The sequence below is a fragment of the Agromyces sp. Y575 genome (assembly GCF_059445445.1).
This window is the reverse complement of sequence record NZ_JCAIUI010000001.1, coordinates 224,292-245,844: the sequence shown is the minus strand read 5'-3', so window position 1 is coordinate 245,844 and position 21,553 is coordinate 224,292. Positions and strand designations below refer to the sequence as shown.

At 63.8% G+C, this 21,553-nt stretch carries 19 protein-coding genes and 1 pseudogene; 9 read left to right on the top strand and 11 right to left on the bottom strand.

Annotated features, from left to right (window positions below):
- Positions 1-460 precede the first annotated feature (460 nt).
- The 11 genes and pseudogenes from AC1C2U_RS01215 to AC1C2U_RS01165 all read right to left on the bottom strand — a co-directional run bounded on the left by AC1C2U_RS01215 (position 461) and on the right by AC1C2U_RS01165 (position 8,950).
- Positions 461-886, bottom strand: coding sequence for a hypothetical protein (locus AC1C2U_RS01215; RefSeq protein ID WP_495359896.1), 426 nt, complete (start codon positions 884-886; stop codon positions 461-463).
- An 802-nt stretch (positions 887-1,688) separates the two neighbouring features.
- On the bottom strand, positions 1,689-1,865 hold the full coding sequence (locus AC1C2U_RS01210; protein ID WP_495359895.1) for a helix-turn-helix domain-containing protein: 177 nt from the start codon (positions 1,863-1,865) through the stop codon (positions 1,689-1,691).
- A 270-nt stretch (positions 1,866-2,135) separates the two neighbouring features.
- Positions 2,136-3,356 (bottom strand): annotated as a pseudogene (locus AC1C2U_RS01205) (FAD-binding oxidoreductase); the annotation flags it as partial.
- Between the two features lie 142 nt (positions 3,357-3,498).
- On the bottom strand, positions 3,499-3,738 hold the full coding sequence (locus AC1C2U_RS01200) for a hypothetical protein (RefSeq protein ID WP_495359894.1): 240 nt from the start codon (positions 3,736-3,738) through the stop codon (positions 3,499-3,501).
- Between the two features lie 2 nt (positions 3,739-3,740).
- On the bottom strand, positions 3,741-4,562 hold the full coding sequence (locus AC1C2U_RS01195; RefSeq protein WP_495359893.1) for an RHS repeat-associated core domain-containing protein: 822 nt from the start codon (positions 4,560-4,562) through the stop codon (positions 3,741-3,743).
- Between the two features lie 63 nt (positions 4,563-4,625).
- On the bottom strand, positions 4,626-5,297 hold the full coding sequence (locus AC1C2U_RS01190) for a hypothetical protein (protein WP_495359892.1): 672 nt from the start codon (positions 5,295-5,297) through the stop codon (positions 4,626-4,628).
- A 153-nt stretch (positions 5,298-5,450) separates the two neighbouring features.
- Complete coding sequence (locus tag AC1C2U_RS01185) at positions 5,451-5,921, bottom strand: immunity 26/phosphotriesterase HocA family protein (protein WP_495359891.1); 471 nt, start codon at positions 5,919-5,921, stop codon at positions 5,451-5,453.
- 349 nt (positions 5,922-6,270) lie between these two features.
- Positions 6,271-6,510, bottom strand: coding sequence for a helix-turn-helix domain-containing protein (locus tag AC1C2U_RS01180; protein WP_495359890.1), 240 nt, complete (start codon positions 6,508-6,510; stop codon positions 6,271-6,273).
- A gap of 504 nt (positions 6,511-7,014) precedes the next feature.
- A complete protein-coding gene (locus tag AC1C2U_RS01175; RefSeq protein ID WP_495359889.1) occupies positions 7,015-7,383 on the bottom strand; it encodes a hypothetical protein in 369 nt (122 codons plus the stop codon).
- A 1-nt stretch (position 7,384) separates the two neighbouring features.
- Positions 7,385-7,903: a hypothetical protein gene (locus tag AC1C2U_RS01170; protein ID WP_495359888.1), complete on the bottom strand. Its 519-nt coding sequence runs from the start codon at positions 7,901-7,903 to the stop codon at positions 7,385-7,387.
- A gap of 591 nt (positions 7,904-8,494) precedes the next feature.
- Positions 8,495-8,950, bottom strand: a complete 456-nt coding sequence (locus AC1C2U_RS01165) for an RHS repeat-associated core domain-containing protein (RefSeq protein ID WP_495360824.1) — start codon at positions 8,948-8,950, stop codon at positions 8,495-8,497.
- An 815-nt stretch (positions 8,951-9,765) separates the two neighbouring features.
- On the opposite strand from AC1C2U_RS01165, the gene AC1C2U_RS01160 reads away from it, so the two are divergent.
- From AC1C2U_RS01160 to AC1C2U_RS01120, 9 genes are all read left to right on the top strand, one after another.
- Positions 9,766-11,307: an ABC transporter substrate-binding protein gene (locus tag AC1C2U_RS01160; RefSeq protein WP_495359887.1), complete on the top strand. Its 1,542-nt coding sequence runs from the start codon at positions 9,766-9,768 to the stop codon at positions 11,305-11,307.
- Positions 11,308-11,382: 75 nt separating this feature from the next.
- Complete coding sequence (locus tag AC1C2U_RS01155; RefSeq protein WP_495359886.1) at positions 11,383-12,324, top strand: ABC transporter permease; 942 nt, start codon at positions 11,383-11,385, stop codon at positions 12,322-12,324.
- A complete protein-coding gene (locus AC1C2U_RS01150) occupies positions 12,321-14,201 on the top strand; it encodes a dipeptide/oligopeptide/nickel ABC transporter permease/ATP-binding protein (protein ID WP_495359885.1) in 1,881 nt (626 codons plus the stop codon). Before AC1C2U_RS01155 ends, AC1C2U_RS01150 begins: the two co-directional genes overlap by 4 nt.
- Positions 14,201-15,037 carry an ATP-binding cassette domain-containing protein gene (locus tag AC1C2U_RS01145; RefSeq protein ID WP_495359884.1) on the top strand — a complete coding sequence of 279 codons (837 nt, stop codon included), beginning with the start codon at positions 14,201-14,203 and terminating at the stop codon, positions 15,035-15,037. The genes AC1C2U_RS01150 and AC1C2U_RS01145 overlap by 1 nt, the downstream gene beginning before the upstream one ends.
- A gap of 39 nt (positions 15,038-15,076) precedes the next feature.
- Entirely contained in the window at positions 15,077-16,891 is a 1,815-nt protein-coding gene (gene uidA, locus AC1C2U_RS01140) for a beta-glucuronidase (RefSeq protein ID WP_495359883.1), read from the top strand.
- On the top strand, positions 16,888-18,291 hold the full coding sequence (gene uxaC, locus AC1C2U_RS01135) for a glucuronate isomerase (protein ID WP_495360823.1): 1,404 nt from the start codon (positions 16,888-16,890) through the stop codon (positions 18,289-18,291). The genes uidA and uxaC overlap by 4 nt, the downstream gene beginning before the upstream one ends.
- Entirely contained in the window at positions 18,288-19,748 is a 1,461-nt protein-coding gene (locus tag AC1C2U_RS01130) for a mannitol dehydrogenase family protein (protein WP_495359882.1), read from the top strand. The genes uxaC and AC1C2U_RS01130 overlap by 4 nt, the downstream gene beginning before the upstream one ends.
- 16 nt (positions 19,749-19,764) lie before the next feature.
- Positions 19,765-21,003 carry a D-mannonate dehydratase ManD gene (gene manD / locus AC1C2U_RS01125; protein ID WP_495360822.1) on the top strand — a complete coding sequence of 413 codons (1,239 nt, stop codon included), beginning with the start codon at positions 19,765-19,767 and terminating at the stop codon, positions 21,001-21,003.
- Positions 21,000-21,533 carry a gluconokinase gene (locus AC1C2U_RS01120; protein ID WP_495359881.1) on the top strand — a complete coding sequence of 178 codons (534 nt, stop codon included), beginning with the start codon at positions 21,000-21,002 and terminating at the stop codon, positions 21,531-21,533. The genes manD and AC1C2U_RS01120 overlap by 4 nt, the downstream gene beginning before the upstream one ends.
- Positions 21,534-21,553: the final 20 nt, after the last annotated feature.

The following is a 21,553-nucleotide window of genomic DNA, read 5'->3' as shown; positions in this document are numbered from 1 at the left end:
GGCCTCCGACCAGGACACCTGCCCCGGCCACGGCGCAGATCCCGGCGGTCGCCGCGACACATGCGACCACGGCCGCACCGATCGCGACACCTACCACGACGCCCCGGCGATCGCGCCGGCATCTTGCCATTGGCTCCCTGACCATTTCCACGGTTCCCACCACTCACCCCCAGTGCTGGTGTCCGTGCCTGCGGCTGGTGGTGCGGCAGTGGTGGCGGTGCCGGATGGTTTCGTGGTCTTCCGGTTCCCGCAGACATCAGTGTGATCGTCAGCGCCGATCGCGCAGAGCCCAGTTGGATCGGCGAAGGTGACGGGGTTGTTCACCGAGTACGCATACCCGTTGTTCTGGATCGGGTTGCCCGGAGCAAGGACTGGGTCCACGCTCAGAACCGACCCAACGCCGGGTCGTACTCCCTGGCCCCGAGATGCGTCAGCCCAGTCCCGGCGTCGACCGGGGCATTCAGGTACCCGTGCGCACCTGCCAGCCCGACCCGTCACGGACATCCCCGAACGAGCCGATGAACACCCGGACGGCGGCACCCGTGACCGGGTCGACGCGGACATCGGCAGTCTGCACGATATCCGCGGCCAGCCAGGTCGGCGTCCCGTTCGTCGGCCCGCCGGCCGATGTGACGCGCTCCGCGATCGGACGGCCCGCGGCGGTGTAAGTGCGAGTCGCGGTCACGGACCCGGATGTCTCACGCAGCTCCGTCTCCCCGAGAAAGAGGGTGACCCCGTCATCATCAACCCGCAATAGAAGATTGCCGTCATGGTCGTACACGTTCGAGCGGGACGAATCGCCCGCGGTGACGGTTTCGAGCCTCCCCGTCGGCGTGTACGTCAGCACCTGCTCCGGGCCGGGTCGTGGTGTTGCCCGATTCGTCATACCCGTATCCGGCGGTCGTTCCGCCGTCGTGGTTTACCGACGTGACCGCGTGTGGGCGAGCCGTTCCCGGCGCCGGGTACTCGTGCGTGTCCGACGTCGCCATCCCGCCGTGACGATTTCAGCGGAGAGTCGGTTCCCGGTCGCCGTGTCGTACGAATAAGACGCGAGGTACGGTGCCGGGCCGCCCAACGCAGCCGGGTCGGGGTCGGCTGTGCACGCTTCGGACGCCGGGGTCCATGCATCCGTCAACTGCCGGAGCGGGTCGTAGCGGTATCACTGCGTCTCCGCGGCCGCCGCGGTGCCGACCGTGGTCGCGGAGGTAATGTTCCCCGCCGCGTCTCGCCCGTAGGTTCGGTCCGCGACATCGGTGTACACCCCTGATACCCGAGATGTGTCCTTGATGTGCTGCAGCGCGCCACTAGCGGCGTCATACCCGTACGAGGTGAACAACGCAGCGGTGCCGGTGCGGGTGATCTGCGCGACTTGTCCAATGCCGTGTACGCGAACCGCCCGTACACGGCAAGACCCACCACCGAGGATGGCAACCCGACCGGGCCGTACCCGCATCGGAGTTTCTCCTGCACGATACCGCCCATCGCGGGCAACGTCCTCGACGCGACCGTGCCGTCTTGGTTGTAGGCCGTCGCAGTGGTGAAGCTCGTTCCCCCGAAGCCTGGCGCGCCAGCGGGGATCGCCAACGTCGCACCGGTCGGCCGGTATCCCGCGTCGTACCCGGCCACCGTGTTCACGTATGTCAGCCCGGGGGAACCGGGTGACGATCCTGTGTAGCTCGTCGAGCTCGTCAGCTGCCCCTTCGCGAGGGTGTCGTACGTCCACGACGCCAGCACAGCGCCGTCATCGCCGGTGGCGCCAGGTCGTAGATGGCCTGCACGTGCACGCCGAGGTACTCGGCGAGCTCGCTCGTGGTCAACACGGGCTCGAGGCCGATCCCGGAGAGGCTGCCCTCTATTCGAGGCAAGAAACCCTGATCATATCGATTTACGGTAGGGCGGACGGGACTTGAACCCGTGACCGATGACTCTCCCGGGACTACTCCCCCGGACTCTAAGTCTCGGAAAATGCTCGACCGATCTCGACATGACCGGGGATTTCTCGCCGATCCTGAAAGTGCACATCCCAGACTACTCGGGACACCTCGGAGCAACTCGACTGGGCTCGGACCGAATAAACGTTGGATAAACGTGAACGGTTCAAATCCACACCTGCCCGTGGATGGGCGGCGACCTGTCTATTCTATTGAGGCGACGCGAGAACAGTGCCGCCACTGGCGCCTATGCCTCGAACATGACTCCCGGCTGAGGATCCCCGTAGGGTCGAAGACGGCCTTGATTTCACGCTGCAACTGGAAGGAGTCTTCGCCGAGCTCGTCGGCGAGCCATCGACGCTTCAGGACGCCGACGCCGTGCTCTCCTGTGAGAGTGCCACCCAGAGAGACCGCAGCGCGGAAGATGTCGTCCGCTGCAGCCCAAACTTCCGGCGGCACTTCATCGCCGTCGAGCACAAAGTTCGGGTGGAGGTTCCCGTCGCCAGCGCCCGCGATCCTTGGGACCTCGAGGCCGTGTCGGCGCCCGATCTCTTCGATGGCGCGGAACATCTCCGGCAACCGCGATCGCGGCACGGCCACGTCTTCGATGAGCAGCTGTCCAGCCGAGGCAAGCGCCGGTTGCATGGACCTCCGGATATCGAGGAGCCGGTCGCCTGCTGCAGCGTCCGCGGATCTCGAAACGCGCCCACCGGCCGTTGCGAAGACGGCTGCGATGGTATCGGCTTCTTCAGCTGCGCCGGCTGCGTCGCTTTGCGCGATCAGCACTGCTTCACCCGGGCGAAGTGCTTCCAATGGGGTACCGGCGACACCGTCGGGGCCAAGGTAGGCAGCGACTCGCGCCAGGATGGATGCGTCGATGAGTTCAAGCATCGCTGGGCGGACTCGGGCGGCAGTTGCGGCCGCTGAGGCGGCTGCCGCGGTCTCGACATCTGGGAACGCCGCGGCCACAGTGACCACGTCTCCCCGGGCGATGGGCCGAAGCCGCACAGTGGCCTCGACGATCACGCCGAGCGTGCCTTCTGAACCAGTGAAAAGCGCTGTGAGATCGTAGCCCGTTGCACCTTTCACGGTGCGGCGCCCGGTGGGGAGCAGTCGACCGGCGGACAGGACCACCGTAAGCCCGAGTACGGCCTCCGGTGTGACACCGTACTTGGCGCGAAGGAGACCGCCAGCATTCGTCGCGATGTTCCCCCCGATGGTTGAGATCGCGCGGCTTGCTGGGTCGGGTGCAAACCAAAGGCCGTGCTCGGCGAGTGTCTCATTGAGGTCGCCGTTGAGGACTCCCGCCTCGACAACGGCAAGCTCGTCCGCGTCCGAAATCTCAAGGATTCGGTTCATGCGCGACAGATCGAGCACGGCGGCTCCCCTGCTGGCGATCGCGCCACCTGCGAGCCCGGCGCTGGCGGTACTCCGTCGTCGCCGCCGGCCCCGGAACAATAAGCGCTCACCGCCAGTCGAGACGAACTAAAGACCCAGATCAATCGCTGACCACGGCGCCCGCGCATGCGAGCCAATCAGGGATTCGCGATCGGCTCACGTCGACGAGCTAGAACAGGCGCGCAATATTTGCAATGAGGAATCCTATGCCAACGAGTATCGCAAACGACCCCAAAAGAACCATCGTGCCAGTGCTGAATGCCTTGTCGACCCGAGATCCACGGCTTCCGAGGCTGTTGCGATAAACGCCTTGGTACCAAGTTGAGATTGGTGCGCGGAACACGATAACGAGTACACCGAACGACAGGAAGAGCAGCGGCACAAGCAACGATGCGATCGTCGATCCCATTTCTAATCCCAATCCCAGGTGTGAGCGAAACCTGCACTACAACCGCCGCCGGCGCCGATGGCATATGCGCCGCTTCCATAGAGATTTCCATCTTGCGCCAGAAGAACCTCTCCGGATACTCCGCCTGGACCAAATGCAACGCTGCAGCCCGCGGACGTTGACCACCCCGCTGGTGCATCGGCTGCGGTGATACCGATCGAACCCGTAATGCTGACATCGGCGCCGACTCCAGCTCCTAAAGAGGCAGATGTCGGTGTGAGCGAGCCATTGATGCATGCGAAGGCGCAGGCGCTGATTGCGAACTGCGGCTCTCCTCGGAATCCGAGGTCGATCAGCGGACCGTTGTAGTAGCCAGGACCTGGCTGTCTTGGTTTTCGGTCGGGCGGAATGACCTTTACAGGACCAAGGAGCGACGTGGGGTACATGATCAACCCGCGTTGCTTTGAGTTCGTCCGTACGTTTCCACGGCTGCATGCACCGCAGTCCTGCATTTGCCCGCTGAGATCAAGCTTGTTGATGGGGTCGGCGGGGTAGTCGTAGTTGTTGGTGACGCCGCCTTCGACGGGGTCGACTTCGAGGAACCTGCCCAACGCGGGCACGTACTGACGCGCACCCATCTCGATCGTCATCACACTGCCAGCGTGTTCGGTGAGTTTACGGTGCGCACCGAGCCAGCCCCAGTCCGCGTCACCGGGTAACGTGTCCGGGCCCGCGTCATCCGCGGTCAGGGTGCCGATCTGCCCGGTTACCGGGTCGACGGGTTGACCGAACGGGTCGTAGCGGTACGCGACGGCACTGCGGGTTCCTGCAGCGTCGGCGGTCACGGTCACATCTCCGTGGATGTTCGAATACGACCATGAATCGCCCGTACCCGACTTCGCGACCGTTCAGTCGGTGAGCGTGTGTGCTTCGACGCCGGCTCGCGCCTGAAGCGACGCCCTGAGTTCGTCCACACGGCGTCGCCCGATGGGAAACGCACCAGCTGGGCCACGGCCAACCGGCAGGAGAGGGAACTCAAACACTTGATCTTCGCGAGAGAACGACAATGTGATGCCGCGGAACGACCGTGGCCCCATCAGGACATCGCTCAGCTCCGTATCGACCACGTCAGACCAGGGGATCCGGAGAACATCGTAGGGGTCAGTCGAGCCATCGTAAAAGACAATCTCAGCGCCAGCGTCGACAACCGTGTACCTCCAAGTCGCAAACTCAGCATCGGTATATGCCCGGTTGGCTTCGACGTCATTGCCAAGATGTGCAACCAGCCGAGCCGTACGATCCGTCACCTGCGTCGTGCACAGGATCACCACATCAGGGTCGCGGCGAAGCAGGCGATTGCGAAGGAGAGTCCGCCGATAGATCAGGAGCAGCACAAAATAGCCCGCGAATGTCAGTGCAACCGGGACGACCAGCGTACGCGCGACAATCGACCAGGCTTGTTCAGGCGCCGCTGCGGCATCTCGCGCCATCGAGGAGACCCAGAGGACTGTCTGTCCGATGACGAACACCAGTAGCAGGTACCAACTCAGGGATCGTCCATGGCGAGGCACATTGCTCATCGCCAATCTCGATTCTGGAAGTTTGCGCCTACGGTCGTGCCAAGTCTATGAGCCAGAGCTGAAACTCCCCGGAATAGAACGACATGGCAAATGGCCCCAGCGCCAGCTTCATGACTTCGATTGGATCCCTTTTCGATCACGACGTGGCTCGGCTCACGCGTCGACCCCTAGCATCCGTGACAAACGATTCTGTACGAAGACGTGACCCATCTGGCCGGGTTCCGGGTGATCAAGTCCGAGCTCGTCGGGAACCCATTCCTCGCGCAGCAAGACGCCAGGATCACTGTCGTCGTAATAGTCGAGGCGGTACCTCCCAGTGAGGAGATCCCGTTGCGCAAATACTGGAACGGGCCACTCGGTACAAGTCCAGCTCTGGGCAGGACCGATGACTGGCCACTCACCTCGCCGCAGCCCGAGATAGCCGAAGCGACCAATCATCACAGCATCATCTGGAGTCAGGTCATTCAACTCATCGGGATGGGGAATCGTGCTCCGGGGTGGCCCGAAGAAGTATCCGAGCAATGCACCTGAGGCACCTAGTCGCGCCAGCAGACCCACCGCGCACATACCGTTCCGAAGCGGAACCGCGAACCAGTCTCCTTCGTGGAATCTAGCTCGGGCCATCAGCGGCCACCCCCTCCTGCCAGGTAATCAAAAGCGGCCTGCATGTACTCCGGCCCCATCGGGTTCCTAGGACTGATTGCCTGGATACGGTTGAATCCGCCGTTGCCAGCCTGCGCTCCGGGGTAGCGATCGTACAGGAATTGCTCAACCCCTCGCTGCTCGGCATACACGTCGGTCGGTACTCCGCACGGAACTGGAATCCCCCGAGTTCGGGATCAGCTCGGTGTGCGGCTTCTCGCGCGCCCAGGTTGCTGGTACGCCCGGTGCGCACCACGTTTCCGACATCGTCGACCAGCGAGTAAATTTGGCCGCCATTTCCACGGTTTCCACCACTCACCTCCGGTGGCCATCAGAGCTCACCCCCGAGAGCGGGCACAGCCTGAGGTTCGTGAATCCCATCCAGCCAGCGGATGACATCGGAGACGCGGTAGCGGATCTCCCGGCCGACACGCATGCCCGCCGGTCCGCGTCCGTCGGTGCGCAGGTCGTAGATGGCCTGCACGTGCACGCCGAGGTACTCGGCGAGCTCGCTCGTGGTCAACACGGGCTCGAGGCCGAGCCCGGAGAGGCTGCCCTCTATTCGAGGCAAGAAACCCTGATCATATCGATTTACGGTAGGGCGGACGGGACTTGAACCCGTGCCCGATGGACTCTCCCGGGACTACTCCCCCAGATCCCGAATCTCGGCTACTGCTCGACTGATCTCGACATGACCGGGGATTTCTCTCCGATCCTGAAACTGCACAGTCCAGACTACTCGGGATGCCTCGGAGCAACTCGACCGGGCTCGGATGGAATAAGCGTTGGATAAACGTGAATGCATCAAGTGCCGAGCGAGCACGCTCGATTCGATCCAGAGTCCACCTCAGGTACTCGACGCCCGAAGGATTCGGAGCTCTGCTGAGACGAGCCGCGCCGATTGCAGAACAGAGAGACATGGCGGAACCAAACTCAGGCCGATTCACTCCAAGATATCGGTCAACCCAGCGCGAGAATCGCCTGTCTCGAGGAAGACGATGCGCCCCGTTGCGTCTCGCGCGGCACCGATGAAACTTTGATCAGCGAGAGGCCATAACCGGTCAAGTTCTACCTGTCAACCGAACCGGTGGTCCTTGGCGTCCGACGCGGTTCGGTAGAGCTCACCCCAGCCGATGACTTCGAGGTCGGTAGCGTCAACTCCATCAGTGGCCCCGTCCCAAGAACTCCGGGGAAGGGCGATGAACACGAAACAGGGGAACTCGTCAATAGCCAGGATGTCGGCGCCCTCGAAACGGGTTGTCAGCGCGACCTGATCTAGGTCCTCGCCAGATCCGAAATCCTGCCCGATCACACCGGGCGAGAGGCGTGCAAGGACACCACGCTTATCAGTCCCGACCGTGATTGGTCGCAGAAACCGGCACTCGCGCACCTGCGAAAATCGCTCGCTGTCCAAGGAGCTCAAGTAGAAAATGTGATTGCCCATGTCAGAACTCCGGATTCACGCCGCTGACGTGGGTGATCCGAATCGCGCCGCTCTCAAGCCAGTTTGGGATGATGTACTCAGGTATACCACCGGCCATCCCGTCGAGAGAAAGCGCGTCTCGCTGGAGCACCACCTTACTTGGATCGACCAGCTTACCCTCGATAACGAATCGACCGGAATTCGTAGCCCCGCTTGCGCCGCCGGATGGCAGGCCTGCGGCGTCGCGGTAGTTGCTCACCGATCCTGGATTGACAGGAGACCACGAGGCTCCTCCGGCCACGGAATCACCTCCATAGACACGGTAGACGGTCTCAAGCCCATCTTCACCCACGTTTGCGGCCGTAGCGACATCTCCGACGGCATTGACGGCCTTCCCGCCCGTTGCAAACCACCCGGCGAACGGGATCATGGCACCGGCGCTGAGCCCTGCGCAGAAGTAGTCCCTCTCGGAAAGGCACCACAGCGCGTTCGCTCCGTCGGCGAACTCGCCAACTCCGGGAACCAGGCCGATGAAGTCCAACGACCCGTGGGTGACTATGTCAACTGAACTCAGGACCAGGGCGACAATCTAACTGAGGACCATCGAGGCCCTATCCGATGGTCACGCGCTGAGCGCGGTTGATGATCCCGGATGCAGGAGTACCTAGCTCCGTCGTTAGCGGCAGATCGTAGTCGCGGGACCAATGTTCCCGCTGGTCATCACTCTCTGACGCCGACGTGCAGCGATGCGCAGCAGAACAACAGCCGCCATCCGACCGCGAAGAGTGCTGTCGATCCACCATGGATCGACAAGTAGCCATGAACCGATGCCAACCAGCGTCGCCTGGGGGAATCGCCGCGAGCATCTTCATGTTCATTCGCGTGCCGCTATCGCGGCCAACGCGGCGATTTATACCGATCGTTCAGAGATCACTTTTCTCTCTAGAGCGCCGGCCTATCTCAGCAGACAGTCGGGCAACTGTCACAAAGACTGGGATGGCAGACAGGGCTGCACCAGCGAAGATCAGCCACCGTGCGACGGGGTCCTCGATGAACATCAGCGACAATACGGCCACCACCACGAGAACTGCGAGTAGCGCGAGAAAGCCCGTGAGCCGGAGTCGAAGTCTGCCTACCAGCATGAGTTGATTACCTCTCCCACGCTATAAACCACTCCTGTGATACTCGCGATAAAACCTACCGCGGCTACCCCGCCGAGGAACAGAGTAGGGGCGCCAGCGATCAGCCCGATTGTGGATGCTACGAGCCCAACGGCACCGAGTACACCTGTGAAGATCGCACTCGCACAATCAAGCCCCGATGGATCAGCGTTGTTCACGGGGTTGCATGCGGCGTAGCCGTAGGGGTTGGTCTCTTGGCCGCTGGGATCCATTTGGGTGAAGCGTCCGAGTGAGGCGTCGTAGTAGCGTGCGCCGAGCTTGTAGATGGATCCGGTCTCGAGGTGTCCGCCGATGTACCGGAGTGGATTGCTGGTGATGGCGGTTCCGGTGGAAGTGAATCGTGCTTCACCGTAGGGCGAGTAGGAGTAGCCGCCCTCGTGTACGCCTGCCGAGGAGAATACTCCGATGACTGATCCGAGTGCGTCATGGGCGTAGTAGTGGCTGGCGCTCCAATCGCGACCGTTCTCGCGTGGCTCGGCGTGAGGTTTGGCACAACCGACCGGTACGTTGCTCGGGGCTTCTACATCGCCGCGGGCGCATTGAGCGGGCTGTTCATCGCTGCGGGCATTGGACTGTGGCTCACACGGCCAGACGGACAGATCACTCCTGAGGGCAGCATTGGTGAGGAGCTGATCGCCTTCTACCTCCTCTGCAACGGGGCCCTCGGCCCGTTCGCAACATGCCTGCTGGCAGCCATGCCATGGCCTGGACCTCGGGACAGCGATCCCGAATAGAGATCTACCCTGACGGCCTCGTCGCTCGCTGGTCGCTGCTTTAGGCCTTGTCGATCAAGGCCGAGTGTCTGCGATCTCGCCCAGAGTCCGGGCGCCGCCTGCAGCATCCGTCAATATGAGATGTCGGTGATGAACGCGCCCGAGACTCAGTTCAGCGCTCATCGGCGGGGAGCGCCAGTGGGACTTGACCATCGGCAACCGAGGCGGATAGGCACCATCTATAGCTGCCATACGAGATTCTGATGACCACAAGGTGCTGCTACCGGCCGCGGACTTTCGAGACAGCTGCGTCCCGCCACATTTCGCGCATTTTCCTCCGCTAAGAGCGGAAGGAAGCCGGTGTCTCCACCCCTCGCATGACGGCAAATGCGTCACGGGCCAACTGGCAACCGGTGGCAATTTGTTGACAGACGGTGCCATGGGCATTTCCATGAACTTGAGGCGACAAGTCCTCCGCCGCTCCAATGACGCAATCGAAGGTGTGAACAATGAAGTCCATCATCAGCAAGATCGGCCTCATTTCGGCGGGGGCACTCCTCCTCGCCGGGTGTACTGTCGGAACCCCATCCCCAGACGAGTCGAGCGAGGGTGACGCCTCGCCGCGCGGTGGAACACTGACGATCGGACAGATCGGCGACGTCGCGTCATGGGACCCGGCGCAAGCTCATGTCGGGCACCAGCTGCTTCCCTACCAACTCGTTTATGACACCCTCCTACTCCGGGAGCCCGACGGCGCGTTGAAGCCCATGCTCGCGGAAGCGTGGGAGTACGACGACACGCGTACCGTGCTGACTCTCGATCTTCGCGACGATGTTGCGTTCAGTGACGGAGAAGCCTTCGATGCGGAAGCGGTCAAGGCGAATCTCGAGCACTTCAAGGCCGGCAATGGGCGCCAGGCGGTCCAGCTGACGCAGTTCGAGTCAGCAGAGGCCGTGGATGAAGACACGGTCGAGATCACTCTGGCTGCCCCGGACCCCGCGATCGAGTACTATCTCAGCCAGGCGGCCGGGCTCATGGCAAGCCCCGCCGCGATTGAGGCAGGCACACTCGAGACCGATCCTGTCGGCACCGGGCCGTACGAGTTCGACAAAGCGAACTCCGTCCGGGACTCCCAGGCCACGTTCACGGCACGCGAGGAATACTGGAACCCTGAACTGCAGAAGTTTGACGGAGTCGTGCTCCGCATTTTGGACGAGCTCTCGGCGCGAGTGAACGCCGTGGTCTCGGGCCAAGTTGACTTTTCCACACTTGATGCCAAGTCGGCCGAGCAGTCCGAGGGCGCTGGCCTGGAATTGATTCCGGACTACCAGGTGGACTGGACCGGCCTGACAATCCTCGACCGCGATGGCGCAATCAACGAAGCTCTCGCGGATGTCCGCGTCCGGCAGGCAATCAACTACGCCGTCGACCGCGAGACACTCCTCGAGCAGCTTCAGCTCGGGCGCGGAACCGCCACCAGCCAGGTCTTCGGCCCCGACAGCGGGGCGTTCGTCGAGGAACTGGAGGATTACTACACGTACGACCCTGAGCGGGCTCGAGAACTTCTCGAAGAAGCAGGCTATGCGGATGGTTTCGAGTTGAAGCTTCCTGTGATCCCGGCCTTCTCGACGCAGATCACGGCCATCGCCCAGCAGCTCGGCGAGGTGGGCATCACCGTCACGCAGGAGACGGTGCCCGCCCCGAATTACGTAGCGGACGTCGTTCAGAGCAAGTTCGAGGCCTTCAACTTCAACCTGTTTCAGGGTGAAGCCTGGGTAGCGATCAATCAGATCATCGCCCCGACCGCCACATTCAACCCGTTTGGGACCACCGATCCAGAGTTGAGCGAACTCCTCGCGGTAGTTCAGGGGGGTGGCGAAGACAGTGAGGAAGCTGCGAAGGACGTGAACCGCTTCGTCACGGAAAACGCATGGTTCATGCCGCTATACCGCATTGACCAGATCAGCGCCTACAACCCCGAGACGATTACCGTTGAGGCCCAGATGCAGTCAGCGATCCCGTCCATCTACAACTTCGCTCCGGCGGAGTAGGTAGAACGACCGGATCAGGGCGGGGCAGCGAACGCAACCGCGTCTGCTGCCCCGTCCTCCGATCAGAAGACTCCCATGATCAGGTTCACACTGCGGCGGCTCGCCTCGGGCTTGGGGCTCCTCGTCGTCATCTCAATGCTGACGTACACCCTGCTCTTCTTCTCGAGCGCGAGCATCGCCCGCAACATCCTCGGCGAGCAGGCCACTCCAGACCAGATCGCTCTCAAGGAGGCCGAACTCGGCCTCGACCAGCCACTGCCCGTGCGCTACCTCGAGTGGGCGGGAGCAGCGCTGCGAGGCGACCTCGGCATGTCGTGGTTCAACTCCGAGCCTGTCACGCAGACGATCCTCAATCGCCTCCCCGTCACGCTGTTCCTGATGATCGTGTCGATCCTCCTCGTCGCCCTGATCGCGACCGTACTCGGCGTCATCGCCGCCGTACGGCGCGGATGGGTGGATCAGGTGGTGCAGGTCGGCGCCGTGGTCGGCGACGCCATCCCGGGGTTCGTGCTGGCAATCTTCCTCGTCACGCTCTTCGCCGTAAACCTCGGCTGGTTCCCCGCCGTGTCCACCATCCGGCCAGGCGCGGGGCCCGAGGCGTGGATCGCCTCACTGTCCCTGCCGATCATCGCCATCGTGCTCAACTACGTCACCTCCAGCGCGCAGCAGATCCGCAGCTCAGTCATCCAGGAGCTCGAGAAGGACTACGTCCGCACTCTTCGCAGTCGTGGCCTAGGTGAAAGAGAGATCGTGCTCAAGAATGTCCTGCGCAGCGCTGCGCCCGCGGGGCTGACCGTCCTCAGCCTGCAGTTCATCGGCCTGCTCGGCGGCGTGGTCATCCTGGAGCGCGTCTTCGCGATCCCGGGCATCGGCGCGCTCGCCGTGAACGCCACTGTCCTGGGCGACATCCCCGTCGTCATGGGAGTGGTCATCGTCACCGTCGTGATCGTCATCATCGTGAATCTACTTGTCGACCTGGCACACGGCGCGCTGAACCCAAAGGTTCGACTCTCATGACCGACGTGATCAAGACCCCTTCGGTGCCCAAGCGCTCTCAGCGGGGGACACTCCGCCGGATGCTGCGCAATCCGCTCGGGACGATCTCCCTCGTCCTGCTCACGATCATCGTGGGTGCCGCTGTGCTCGCACCCCTGATCGCGCCCTTCGATCCGTCCTTCGCAGACGTGGGCAACACGCTGGCCGATCCGGGCGGGGACAACCTGCTCGGAACCGACAGCGCGGGCCGCGATGTGTTCTCCCGAATGCTTTACGGTGCCCGGCTCACACTGCTGTCGGCGCTACTATGCGCGTTCGTCGCGATCGCGATCGGGCTGCCAGCGGGGCTCATCGCGGGATACTACGGCGGACTATTCGATGGCACCTCCAACTGGCTGTCCAACATGCTCATGTGCCTGCCCGGGATCATCGTCCTGCTGTCGGTTCGCGCCGCGTTCGGCCCGTCGGCGTGGACCTCGATGATCGCGTTCGGGGTGCTCATCAGCCCGAGCTACTTCCGGCTGACCAGGACCGCCGTTCAATCCGTCCGCAACGAGCTATACGTCGACGCCGCGCGTGTGGTCGGTTTGAGCGATGCGCGCATCATCTCGCGACACATCCTGTCTGTCGTCAGAGCCCCCCTGATCATCCAGACCGCACTCATCTGCGGCGTCGCGATCGCGGTTCAGAGCGGACTGCAGTTCCTGGGTCTGGGCGATCCGACCGAAGCATCGTGGGGCGAAATGCTCGGCGACGGCTTCAACAATATCTACGTGCAGCCGTCTCTTATGTTCTGGCCTGCGCTGGCCATCGGCATCACGATCGGGACGCTCGTCCTTCTCGGCAACGCCATCCGCGATGCCCTCGAGGACCGGCGCGAGATCAAGGCACCTCGTCGTCGGCTTGCCACACCGATCATGCCGAGCCGGGAGCAGGCCGTCGTCGATGACACGGACGCCATCCTCCAGGTCGCTGATCTCAGTGTCGGATACCCGAACGCCGACGGAGACTACACACGCGTCGTGCGAGACGTTTCGCTCACGATCCGGCCGGGCGAGGTCCTCGGGCTCGTTGGCGAGTCAGGCTCGGGCAAGTCCCAGACCGCATTCTCGATCCTCGGGCTTCTGCCGCGGAACGCACGGGTCCTGTCGGGGTCGATCCGTTTCGAGGAGGCCGTTCTCGTCCGAGACGGCCAGGTCGATCCGAAAGCTGTCCTCGGCGTCCGCGGTCGCCGCATCGCATACATCCCGCAAGAGCCGATGTCCAACCTCGACCCGGCGTTCACGATCGGCTACCAGTTGACTCGGCCGATGGTCAAGCTTCTGCGCATCAGCAAGAAGGAGGCGGCGGCTCGGGCGCGGGACCTGCTCCGTCGAGTGGGCATCACCGACCCGGACCGGGTGATGAGCGGGTACCCGCACGAGATCTCAGGCGGGATGGCGCAGCGCGTGCTGATCGCCGGAGCGCTCAGCTGCGAGCCCGATCTCGTAGTCGCCGACGAGCCGACCACGGCGCTCGATGTGTCCGTCCAGGCCGAGGTGCTGGACGTCATCCGCAAGATGCAGCAGGAGCTCCAGGTCGCCGTGCTTCTGGTCACGCACAACATCGGGGTGATCGCCGACATCGCCGACCGTGTCGCGGTCATGCGTCAGGGAGAGATCGTCGAGACCGGCCCCGTGGAGGAGATCCTCCGCAGCCCGTCCCACCCGTACACCCGCTCCCTGATGGCGAGCATGCTCGTCGGCAAGGAGCCCTTGAAGCCGCTCAACCTGCCCGACGCGGCCACCGAAGCCGAAACGGGCCAGGGCGTGGACGCCGCCGAGGTGGCGATCGCTGAGGCCGACATGCAGCAACCGCTCTCCTCGGTGGCCGAGACCATCCTGCGAGAGGACATCTGATGGGTAATCTGCTGGAGGTGCGCGACCTCGTTGTCGAGTACAAGCCGAAGAAGATGCGCGCAAAACCACACCGGGCTCTGCACCAGGTTTCGCTCTCCGTTGCCGAAGGCCGCACCCTTGGGCTGGTGGGCGAGTCGGGCTCAGGGAAGACGACGATCGGGCGGGCCGTTCTCGGTCTCGCGCCTGTCGCGTCGGGGTCCATAGAGTTCGAGGGCAACGACATCACCCGGATCAATCGGCGTGACCGCCGTAAGCTGAGCGCCGACCTCCAGGTCATCTTCCAGGATCCGTACACGTCGTTGAATCCGGCAATGGATGTCGGCGACATCCTTGCCGAACCGCTCGGCGTGCAGGGCATGGGGCGCGACGCCGCCCGAAAACGCATCGTTTCGCTGCTTGACCGTGTCGGTTTGCCCTCCAACGCGATCGGACGCCAGCCGAACGAATTCTCGGGAGGGCAGAGGCAGAGGGTCGCGATCGCCAGGGCGCTCGCGCTGGATCCGAAGCTCATCGTGTGCGACGAGCCAGTCAGTGCGCTGGATCTGACCACTCAGGCTCGCGTGCTCGACCTGCTGCTCGAGATTCAGCGCGACACCGGAGTCGCATACCTGTTCATCTCGCATGATCTGGACGTTGTCCACCACGTCAGCCACGACGTCGCCGTGCTCTATAAGGGCGAGATCGTCGAGAACGGCCCGGCGGGCGAGGTGACGCGTACGCCCGAGCATCTGTACACGAAGCAGTTGCTTCTGGCATCCCCGGTGCCCGACCCCCGCGAGCAGCGGATTCGCCGCGAACAGAGACTCGCGCTCAAGGCGTCGCTCGACGCAGCCTGACCTGTCCCCCCATCCCCGTAGACAGAAAGAGATGATATCGTGCTGAAGCCCGTCTCCACCCCCACCCGCGAGCTCGTCCGACTGGACGGTCTATGGCGATTCGCCCTCGACGACGAGGCGACCCCCGAGCCGTGGCGCGGTGAGCTGGCGTCGACCCTCGAAGCTCCCGTTCCGGCGAGCTACAACGATGTCTTCGCCGACCAGGTGATCCACGACCACGTCGGGTGGGTCTGGTATCAGCGCACGGTGCGCGTCCCGCGAGGCTGGACCGGCCAGCGTGTGATGCTGCGCGTCGAGGCCGCCACCCACGAGGGTGTCGTCTACGTCGACGGCACGCACGTCGCCGCGCACGTCGGTGGCTACACGCCATTCGAGGCGGATGTGACCGAAGTCGCCCGAGCGGGCGAAGAGGTGCGCATCACGATCGGCGTGAATAATGAACTGACGAACGAGACGATCCCGCCAGGAACGATCCAGGTCAACGAGATGGGTCGACGCAAGCAGACCTACCGTCACGACTTCTACAATTACGCGGGTCTTGCTCGCTCGGTGCTGCTATTCTCCGTTCCGGAGACGCGCGTGACGGATGTCACCGTCACGACGGATGTCGAGGGTGCCGATGGCGTCGTGGACTACCGCGTCGAGACCTCGGTCGATGCCGACGTGCACGTCGTGCTGCGGGATGCCGCGGGCAACGAAGTGGCCAGGGCCGTGGGGCGGTCGGGGCGGTTCTCTGTAGCCGACGCCGAGCTGTGGCGGCCCGGACGCGGCTACCTGTACACGCTGAGCGCCGAGGTGATTGACGGCGACGTCACCCTCGACGTCTACGAGCTGTCGGTCGGCATCCGCTCCGTCCGGGTCGATGGAGCGAAGTTCCTGATCAACGGCGAGCCGTTCTATTTCCGCGGTTTCGGCAAGCACGAGGACAGCGCCTTCCGCGGGCGCGGGTTCGACAACGTGCTAATGGTGCATGACTTCTCGCTGATGGAGTGGATCGGCGCGAACTCCTTCCGCACGTCGCACTATCCCTACGCCGAGGAGTTCCTCGACTACGCGGACCGTCACGGCATCGTGGTCATCGACGAAACCGCCGCCGTCGGGCTGAATCTCGGCCTGGGCGGCGGGTTCCACGGACGCGTCACCGAGCGCTCGTTCTCGCCGGCCATGTTCAACGACCACACCCAGGCTGCCCACGCCCAAGGCATCCGCGAGCTGATCGCCCGCGACAAGAACCACCCCTCGGTCGTCATGTGGTCGATCGCGAACGAGCCGGAGTCGGTCGAAGAAGGCGCCCGCGAGTACTTCGAGCCGCTCGTCTCACTCGCACGCGAGCTCGACGCGTCGAGGCCCTTGACATATGCGAACGAATATCGCGGATCGTTCGACAATGACCGCCTGTCCGACCTCTTCGACGTGATCTGCCTCAACCGCTACTACGGCTGGTACATCGAGACCGCCGATCTCGAGACTGCGGCATACCGGCTCGAGGCTGAACTGCGCGGCTGGGAGTCGACCCACGGCAAGCCGATCATCATCACCGAGTACGGCGCCGACACGCTCGCCGGACTTCATTCCGTGAGCACGCAGGCGTGGAGTGAGGAGTTCCAGACGGAACTGTTGCGCACCTACCACGAGGTATTCGACAGGGTGGACGCCGTGATCGGTGAGCATGTGTGGAACTTCGCGGACTTCCAGACGTCGCAAGGAGTCATCCGGGTGGACGGCAACAAGAAGGGCGTCTTCACCCGAGACCGCCGCCCCAAGGCCGCCGCCCACGAACTCCGAGCGCGGTGGCTGTCGGCGACGACGCCCCGACCGAGCGTGACCGTCGCCTCGACCGAAGGATCGCCATGACGACTTCCGTTGTCGCCTCGCGCAGGCTTCTCCCTCGAGGGTCCGAGGAGAGCACGATCGCAGACCGCCTCTACGGTCTGGTCGCTGATAGGCCGATCATCTCTCCGCACGGGCACGTCGATCCGCGAATCCTCGTGGACGATCACAGCTTTCGCGACCCCGCCACGCTGCTCATCCGCGACGATCACTACATCACGCGCCTCTTGCACGCCGATGGGGTGTCGCTCTCGGAACTCGGCATCGGCGCGGGCGACCTCGCCGCTGACGATGCTCGGCGGATCTGGCGGCTGTTCAGCGACCGTTGGCATCTTTTCGCGGGCACGGCGTCCGGTTACTGGCTGCGCTCGACCTTGACGGACGTCTTCGGGATTGATCGGGTGCCGGGAGGAGAGCACGCCGACGACCTCTTCGACGAGATTTCCGCCGCTCTCGCGCGCCTCGACATGCGTCCTCGTGCCCTGATGGAGCGTTTCCGCATCAGCGTTCTGGCCACCACCGACGACCCGCTCGACGCCCTCGACGCGCACCGAGCGCTCGCGAATGATCCGTCCGTGGGGGCGGCGGTGTTGCCGACATTCCGGCCGGATGCTTACCTGGATCCCCGCGCACCGGGGTGGGGCGAGCGGGTCGAGTGTCTGCTGGCGTCGACTGGGCAGAGGGGATACCGCGGGTATCTTCGCTCGCTGGAGCATCACCGGCGTCGCTTCGTCGACCACGGCGCGGTATCCGCAGACTTCGGTGTCCTTTCGGCGCAGACGCTGGAACTCACGGAAGCCGAGGCCGCTGGGCTGTTCGAGGCCGGACGCGCGGGAAAGCTCGATGCCGCCGGTGCCCGGGCGTTCCTTGCGCACATGCTGTGGGAATCGGCGCGGATGTCCACCGAAGACGGTCTTGTGATGACTTTGCACGCAGGGGTTCTGCGCAATCATCACTCGGCCTCGTTCGATGCCTTCGGAGCCGATCGAGGTCACGACATCCCCGTCGCGACGACGTTCGTCGAACCGCTGCGGCCGCTCCTGGAGAGCTTCGGCACTGCTCCCGGATTCCACCTCCTGCTCTTTACTGTGGATGAGGCGACGTATTCACGTGAGATCGCACCCTTGGCCGGGTTCTATCCCTCCGTCTTTGTTGGCGCGCCGTGGTGGTTTCTCGACGCACCCGACAGCACGCTTCGTTTCCGGGAGGCGACCGTGGAGACCGCCGGATTTTATCGCGGGTCGGGGTTCATCGATGACACACGAGCATTCCTGTCCATACCGGTGCGCCACGACATGGCGCGACGCACCGACGCCGCGCATCTTGCTCGGCTCGTCGCGGACGAGCGGGTGACCCTCGGGGAAGCGGAACGGATCGTCCTCGACCTGCAAGATGCCATCCCCCGAAGAGCGTTCAATCTATGACCACGTCTTCGGCACAATTTCGACATCACCCTGGCGCGGCGACCCATCTCTCCAGCGCGTCGCCCGCGGCGCTCACCAGCCCGAATTCTTCGCGACCGCCTGTGCGGCTGCTGCATTTCGGCCTGGGTGCGTTCCATCGTTCGCATCAGTTATGGCACACCTCGCTTGCTGACCCTGATGGGGAATGGGGGTATGCATCCTTCACCGGACGCAGCCCGCGCGCGGCGGAGACGCTCGCTCGGCAAGACGGGCTTTACACCATTCTGGTGAGATCTTCGGAGGGCGACATTGCTCATACGATCACTCACCTCGTGGAGGCGTGCGACGGGGCAGACACAGCTCGCCTGTCGGCTCTGGCCGCCGACCCTGCCGTTGCGGTGATCACCCTCACGATCACCGAGTCGGGGTACCGCCTCGACGGGTCCGGCCACCTCGATTTCGGCGACCCCCTCGTGATCGCAGATATCGATGAACTGCGTCGCTCCGACTCGCACACTCCTCCCGCAATGCAGACGGCGATGGGACGGCTCGTGTTCGCGCTGGATGCACGTCGGCGTTCCGGCGGGGGTCCGGTCACAGTTCTGCCATGCGACAACATGCCATCGAACGGCCGGCTGGTCGGGAACGCCATCCGCGACCTCGCTGCTGCCTACTCAACAGACCTCGAAGGCTGGATCTCCCGCCAGGTCTCATTCGCATCATCCGTCGTCGACCGCATCACGCCTGCGACCACCGCAAGCGACATCAACGACTTCGCGGCACTCACCGGCATCCTCGATGAGGGGCTCGTTGTCACCGAGCCATTCTCCGAGTGGATCATCGCGGGCGACTTCCCCGCTGGTCGCCCGACTTGGGAGCGCTCCGGCGCGCGCATCGTCGACGACGTCGAACCGTACGAGCGACGGAAGCTATGGATGCTCAACGGCGCCCATACGCTCCTTACCACCACTGCGCGCAGATTGGGCTGTACGACAGTTGCGCAGGCGATCGAAGACCCCGCAGTGCGGGGATGGTTGGACGAATTCTGGGACACCGTCGAGACATGGCTGCCGGAGCCGGAACTCGAGCTTCACGCCTACCGGCGATTGCTGGTCGACCGGTTCGCAAACGTTCGCATCGTGCACCGCCTCGATCAGATCGCCTCCGAAACGACTATGAAGTTGCGAATTCGGATCGTGCCAGTGCTGAAAGCGGAGCGCGGGCAGGGGCGGATGCCTGACGGAGTCGTACGACCGATCGCAACGTGGATCCGGGAGATTCAATCGGGTGCACGCGACCAGGACGCGAATAGGTCCCAGATCGATGACGCTCTGGCGGCCGGTCTTGGCGATGAACCACGCCGCATCATCGCCTCGCTTCTGACTCTCCTGGACCCCGCTCTTGGCGCAGACGACGAACTCATCGACCGGGTTGAGTCGCTCGACGAAGACCTGCCCGCTGGCGCCGCATACTTCTGAAGAAGGGAAAGACCTGATGAGAATCGAACAAGCCGAAGTCATCGTCACGAGCCCCGACCGCAACTTCGTGACGCTCAAGCTCACGACGGCCGAGGGTGTCACCGGGCTCGGAGACGCGACGCTGAACGGCCGAGAGCTCGCCGTCGTCACGTATCTGACCGAGCACGTGGTTCCGCTGCTGATCGGGGCAGATGCGTCGCGAATCGAGGACACCTGGCAGTTCCTGTACCGCTCGGCATACTGGCGGAGGGGACCGGTCACGATGGCGGCGATCGCCTCGGTCGACATGGCGCTCTGGGACATCAAGGGAAAAGCGTCGGGAATGCCCGTATACCAACTCCTCGGCGGCGCATCTCGCAACGGCCTCATGGCGTATGGGCACGCGTCCGGGAAGGAGCTGCCCGAGCTGTTCGACTCGATTCGGTCGCATCAGGAGGAGGGCTACAAGGCGATCCGCGTGCAAACCGGTGTCCCGACGCTCAAGGCGATCTACGGCATCGCCGCCCAGGGCGCCGACGTAGGAGACGCCACCGTCCGCTACGACCACGAGCCTGCGCGCCGCGGCACCAAGCCGATCGAGGAGGACTGGGACACCCGCGCCTACCTCAACCATCTGCCCGGAGTGTTCGAGGCCGTCCGCAATGAGTTCGGGCCCGACATACCACTGCTCCACGACGGTCATCATCGGATGACCCCCATTCAGGCGGCCCGGCTGGGGAAGGACCTCGAGCCGTACGATCTCTTCTGGCTCGAGGACTGCACACCGGCGGAGAACCAGGAGGCGCTCCGGCTGGTGCGCCAGCACACCACCACCCCGTTGGCGATCGGCGAGATCTTCAACACGATCTGGGACTTCAAGGACATCATCCGCGACCAGCTCATCGACTATGTTCGCGGCGCTGTCACCCACATGGGCGGGATCACGGCGCTCAGGAAGACGCTCGATTACGCCGCGATGCACCAGATCAAATCAGGTATGCACGGGCCGACCGACATCTCGCCGGTCGGGATGGCCGCGGCGATGCACCTGGGGCTGGCGATCCACAACTTCGGTATCCAGGAGTATATGAGGCACGGCTCGAAGACCGACCAGGTCTTCGAGCAGTCGTTTACCTGGACCGACGGATACCTGCACCCCGGCGATAAGCCGGGGCTCGGTGTCAACCTGAACGTCGACGAGGCCGGCAAGTACCCCTACGAGCAAGCGTATCTGCCTTACAATCGACTGCTCGACGGCACCGTCCACGACTGGTGAGCGCCGTGCCGCCGCCGCGCCGGATCGTGGTCATGGGGGTTGCGGGTTGCGGGAAGAGCACCGTGGGCGCCGCTCTGGCCGTGGCCGCCGGGCTACCCTTCCTCGACGGCGACTCCCTGCACAGCCCGTCGAACGTGGCGAAGATGGCCTCAGGTGCCCCCCTCGTCGATGCAGACCGTCTGCCATGGCTCGATGCGGTCGGTTCTGTATTGGCGGATGCCGAAGCGCCCGGGCTCGTTGTCGCTTGCTCTGCGCTCAAACGGTCGTATCGTGACCGGCTCCGCGCTCAGGCGCCCGGCACGGTGTTCGTGCACCTGGACGGAAACGCGGACCTACTGGAACGGCGGCTGCGCGCGCGCACCGCGCACTTCATGCCGGCGGCGATGCTGGCGTCGCAGCTGGCGACGCTGGAGCAGCTGGAAGAGCGAGAGAACGGCGTCACCATAGGCATCGATCAGAATGTCGGGGCGATCGTTGCTGATGCGCTCGTGGCGCTCCGGGCGGCTGTTCCTGGGCCGGTTCACCCATGAGCGGCGCCAGAGATCGACGG